Here is a 4,244-nt window from a genome sequence, read left to right as displayed (position 1 = left end):
CACGTGCTGACGACCCTGGAATTGTTGCGCGCGGGCGGTTTCGACGCAGCCGTGCTCGACGACTGGCGGCGGCGCATACGGATCGGGCCCGGCATCGGCATGGTGGTGCGGGCGGCCACCGACTCGTTGCCGAACTATCCGGGCAGCTCCCCCGCCGAAAGCGCCTGCGGCCTCCAGTTTCTCGTATCCGACCGGCGGCAGCTGCGGCTCGCGCACGGGGCCGCCTCGGCCGGGGATCTGCCGCCGCGGCCCGTCGTGCTCGCGATGAGTTTCAGCGCGATCGACCCGAGCATCGCCCCGCCCGGGCAGCATCAGCTCTCGCTGTGGGCGCAGTGGCATCCGTATCGCCTGGCCGACGGCGGCGACTGGGCCGAGCACCGGGCGCGCGAAGGCGAGCGCATCATCGCCGAAGTCGACTCCTACGCACCCGGTTTCGCCGACTCGGTGCTGCGCACCCATGTGCAGACGCCGGTCGATCTCGAGCGGGAGATGGGCTTGCTCGGCGGCAATGTGATGCACGTGGACATGTCGCTGGATCAGATGATGCTGTGGCGGCCGCTGCCGGAGCTGTCCGGGCAGCGCGTGCCCGGCGCGCCGGGGCTGTACCTCACCGGGGCGTCGACGCATCCCGGTGGCGGGGTGTCCGGCGCCAGCGGACGCAGCGCCGCCCGCCTGGCCCTGCGCGACCTGCGCCGCACGCGGTTCCCCCTGCTGCGCAGACGATGACGGAACGCATGCCGCCGTACGCCCTTCGAGTTCCCGCACACGTAATCGCATGCCATTCCGTGTCGAGAGGCGTGCGGCGGTGAGGCGGGTTGGCGCACTTGCGACAGCAGAGCGTTTCGCGCCGGGCGTGTCCGCGGTGGCGCTGGTGCTCGTCCAGATCGCCTATCCGTTGACGTCCGGGGCGGGTCGCGACCGGGTCACGGTCGCGGTCGTATTGCTCTCGGCGGGTACGGCATTGGCGCACGCCGCCGCCGCGCGTGGAATACGTTACGCGACCGGGCTGCTGGCGATCGTGTCCGGGCTCGGGCTCGTCGCGGAGATCGTCGGCACCGCGACGGGCGTGCCGTTCGGCTGTTACGAGTACGCCGTGGATCGGCTCGGGCCCGCGCTCGCCGGTGTGCCCCTGGTGGTTCCGCTGGCTTGGACCGGCGGACTGTATCCGGTGTGGGTGGTGGCGGGCCTGCTCACCCGCGGCACGCTCGCCCGGATCGGCCTCATGGCGGTGGGCGCGGTCGGCTGGGATCTGTTTCTCGACCCGCAGATGGTCGCCGACGGGCAGTGGCGCTGGTGCGACACCGACTCCGGGCTGCCGGGTCTCGCGTCGATTCCGTACACCAACTACCTCGGCTGGCTGGCGGTGGCGCTGCTCATGGGTGCGCTGCTGACCGGTCTGGAGCGCACGAGCCGCACAGTGTCGGCCGGGCTGAGCACTCCGGATTCGCGGGCAGGGCTCGACACCGTCTCCCCGGTCTTCGGCTCGAACGCCGTGCCGGTGGCGGTGTTTCTCTGGACCTGGCTCGGCTCGGTGCTCGCGCACGCGGTGTTCCTCGGCCTACCGGTCTCGGCCGGTTACGGCGGTGTGGGGATGGCCGTCCTCGGCGTCCCGCTGCTGCGTCACCTCTGGTTTTGCCGTCGGCAACCCGTGCCGATCGGCTAGCTCGGACAGCTCGTTTCGCGCGTTCCGCCCGTCGCGTGGGCAGTTGAACGAGTCGCCTGGCACGATGTCTGCGTGCAGCCGAAGCCCGTCACCACGATGCCCGATGCCCCGGTCCTACCGTCGCCGCGGACGCCCCGCCTTGGAGCGCGCGTCGCCGCGGCCGTCCTGCTCGCGGCCTTGCTGGTGCCCGTGCTCGCGGGCTGCCTGCGGGTGCAGGTGTCGATGGGCGTCTCGTCCAACGACCGGGTGTCCGGGCGGATCGTCGCCGCGGTCGTGCCCACCGAGCCCAATGACAAGGGCCCGCAGCTGAAGGCGCCCGACTCGCTGGCCGCGAAGGTCCGGGTCGAGTCCTACAGCCAGGACGGGTACGTGGGCAGCCAGGTGTTCTTCGAAGACATGTCCTTCGGTGAGATCAGCCAGCTCGGTCAGCTCTCGGAGCAGACCCAGGGCATGTTCCAACTGCAGTTCCAGCGAGCCGGTGACCTGGTCAGCCTGAACGGGCGGGTCGATCTGAAATCGGTGCCGCCGCACGGCTCCGACGTGCAGTTCACCGTCGCGTTCCCGGCCCGCGTCGCCAAGACCAACGGCAACCGCGAGGGCGACAACATCGTGTCCTGGAAGCTGCCGGCCGGCGACGTGTCCACGGTGCGCGCCGAGGTCAGCTACGCCGACCCGAACACCCGCTCGTTCGCGGGCTGGGCGGGCATCGTCGGCGGCATCACCCTCGCGGTCGCCGCCGTCATCGCCGCTCTGGCGTACATGGACCGCAACCCGCCCGCCCCGGGCGCACCCACCGGCCTGTCCTGGAGCCGCTGGTGGAAATCGGTCAAGCAGAACCGCTGAGCCGCATCGGCTGGGCGACCCGCCTCGGCACCGGAATCTCGTTGGCGGGCACCGCGATCGCGCTTTTCAATCGCGTCACCGTGCGGCAGCTGAGCGGCGCGGACAAGGTGGCCGAGCCGGTCACGGTGTGTGTCCCGGCCCGGGACGAGGCGGCGCGACTGCCCGGCCTGATCGCGGATCTTCGCGCGCAGCGCGGTCTTTCGCGGTTGACCATCGTGATTCTCGATGACGCGTCGAGCGACGACACCTTCCCGATGGCCACCGCCGCGGCCGCCGGGGACCCGCGAATCACCGTGCTTCGCAATGACGCCGAGCCACCGCCCGGCTGGACCGGCAAGGCCGCGGCCTGCGCGCGGGCGGCCGAGGCCGTGGCGACGCCGGTGCTGGTGTTCGTCGACGCCGATGTGCGGCTGACGCCGGACGCCATCGCGGCGGCCGTCACCGAACTGCGCGGGCGGCGAGTCGGTTTGGTGTCCCCGTGGCCCAGGCAGCGGGCCGGGACGGTGGCCGAGGCGCTGGTGCAGCCGCTGCTGTGCTGGTCGTGGGCCGCCACGCTGCCCGTCTCGCTCGCCAACCGGAGCCTGCGGCCCTCGACTTCGGTGGCGTGCGGCCAGTTCCTGGTGTTCGACACCGCCGCCTACCGTGCCGCCGGCGGACACGCCGCGGTGGCCGCCAGCGTCACCGAGGATCTCGACCTCGCCCGAACACTGCGCCGCGCCGGGTATTCCACCGCCCTCGTCGCGGCGGGACGCATGGCGAGCACCCGGATGTACACCGGCGCCGCCGAACTCGACGCGGGCTACACCCGCTGGCTGTGGTCCGCGTACGGCGGCACCCGCGCGGGCGGCGTGGCGGTGGGAACGCTTGCCGCCGTGGCCTATTGGCTCCCTCCCCTGGCCGCGCTGTGCGGGCGCGGCACGGTCCGCCGCGTCGGCGTCCTCGGCTACACGGCCGCGGTCGCCGGGCGGCTGCTGGCGCGGTCCACCGAGTCGGGCGGCGCCGTGGCTCCGGCCGATGTCGCGGCGGCGCTGGCCCACCCGCTGTCCGTGGCGGCTTACCTGCTGCTGTGGGGACGCTCCCGGCGCGGTCGGCGACAAGGGGCGCTGCGCTGGAAAGGCCGCTCGCTCAACACCGTTGGCGGGTAAACGCTACGGCACCTCGGCGATCCCCACCGTCGGCAGGAAGAAGCAGGAGTTGCCGCCGTTCTCGACGGTGCCGAAGACCGCGGCGAGCACCGTGCCCTGCCCGGTGTCCACAGGCACCGCGCGAACGCCGCCCATCGGGAGGGCCGCGAAAAAGAAGTTCTGGACGGCTCGTTCGGCCACTGGTCGAAGAGCCGCGGGCACCTCGGCGGGGATCATGGCGCGGGCGACGGTGGACAGCGGGCCCATCGCCGTGACGCCGCCCCGGCCGTTGGTCAGGTTCACCCACGCGACCTGCATGCCCGCGGTGTCCGGCCCGTCCTGCCCGAGGCCGTACGGGACGAAGGTGAACATGGTCTGGCCGGACTTCACCGCGGACAGGTCGAGTCCGGGGATGGCGAGCGGGGTCTTGGGCCACGGGCCCGGCACCGCGCCTGCCACGGCGGGGGCCAGGCCGAGGGTGGTGCCGCCGAGGCAGTACGCGGCCGCGGTCGGATACAGGAACGGCTGCATGCCGAAGGCGCGCAGGCCCTCGATCGCCGTGTTGTAGATGGCGAGCATGTCGCCCGGGGTGCCGGCGCCCGCCCGGCCGGGGA

5 protein-coding genes are annotated in these 4,244 nt (G+C 72.5%); 4 read left to right on the top strand and 1 reads right to left on the bottom strand.

Annotated features, from left to right (window positions below; translation table 11 throughout):
* The 4 genes from ON39_RS11235 to ON39_RS11220 form a co-directional block, all read left to right on the top strand.
* On the top strand, positions 1-726 hold a 726-nt coding region (locus tag ON39_RS11235; protein WP_040733458.1), incomplete at its 5' end, for a phytoene desaturase family protein.
* Between the two features lie 127 nt (positions 727-853).
* Entirely contained in the window at positions 854-1,663 is an 810-nt protein-coding gene (locus ON39_RS11230; protein WP_040733453.1) for a carotenoid biosynthesis protein, read from the top strand.
* Positions 1,664-1,759: 96 nt separating this feature from the next.
* Positions 1,760-2,506, top strand: a complete 747-nt coding sequence (locus tag ON39_RS11225; RefSeq protein WP_040733456.1) for an LppM family (lipo)protein — start codon at positions 1,760-1,762, stop codon at positions 2,504-2,506.
* Complete coding sequence (locus tag ON39_RS11220; protein WP_373283681.1) at positions 2,479-3,651, top strand: glycosyltransferase family 2 protein; 1,173 nt, start codon at positions 2,479-2,481, stop codon at positions 3,649-3,651. The genes ON39_RS11225 and ON39_RS11220 overlap by 28 nt, the downstream gene beginning before the upstream one ends.
* A 3-nt stretch (positions 3,652-3,654) precedes the next feature.
* On the opposite strand, the gene ON39_RS11215 is transcribed toward ON39_RS11220, so the two are convergent.
* Positions 3,655-4,244 (bottom strand): hypothetical protein (locus tag ON39_RS11215; protein ID WP_051186511.1); only part of this gene is annotated, 590 nt, incomplete at its 5' end.

The organism is Nocardia tenerifensis NBRC 101015, assembly GCF_000308715.1.
In the GTDB taxonomy this organism is placed as follows: domain Bacteria; phylum Actinomycetota; class Actinomycetes; order Mycobacteriales; family Mycobacteriaceae; genus Nocardia; species Nocardia tenerifensis.
Note: the sequence above shows the minus strand (reverse complement) of the source record. Positions and strands in the feature narration are given on the sequence as shown.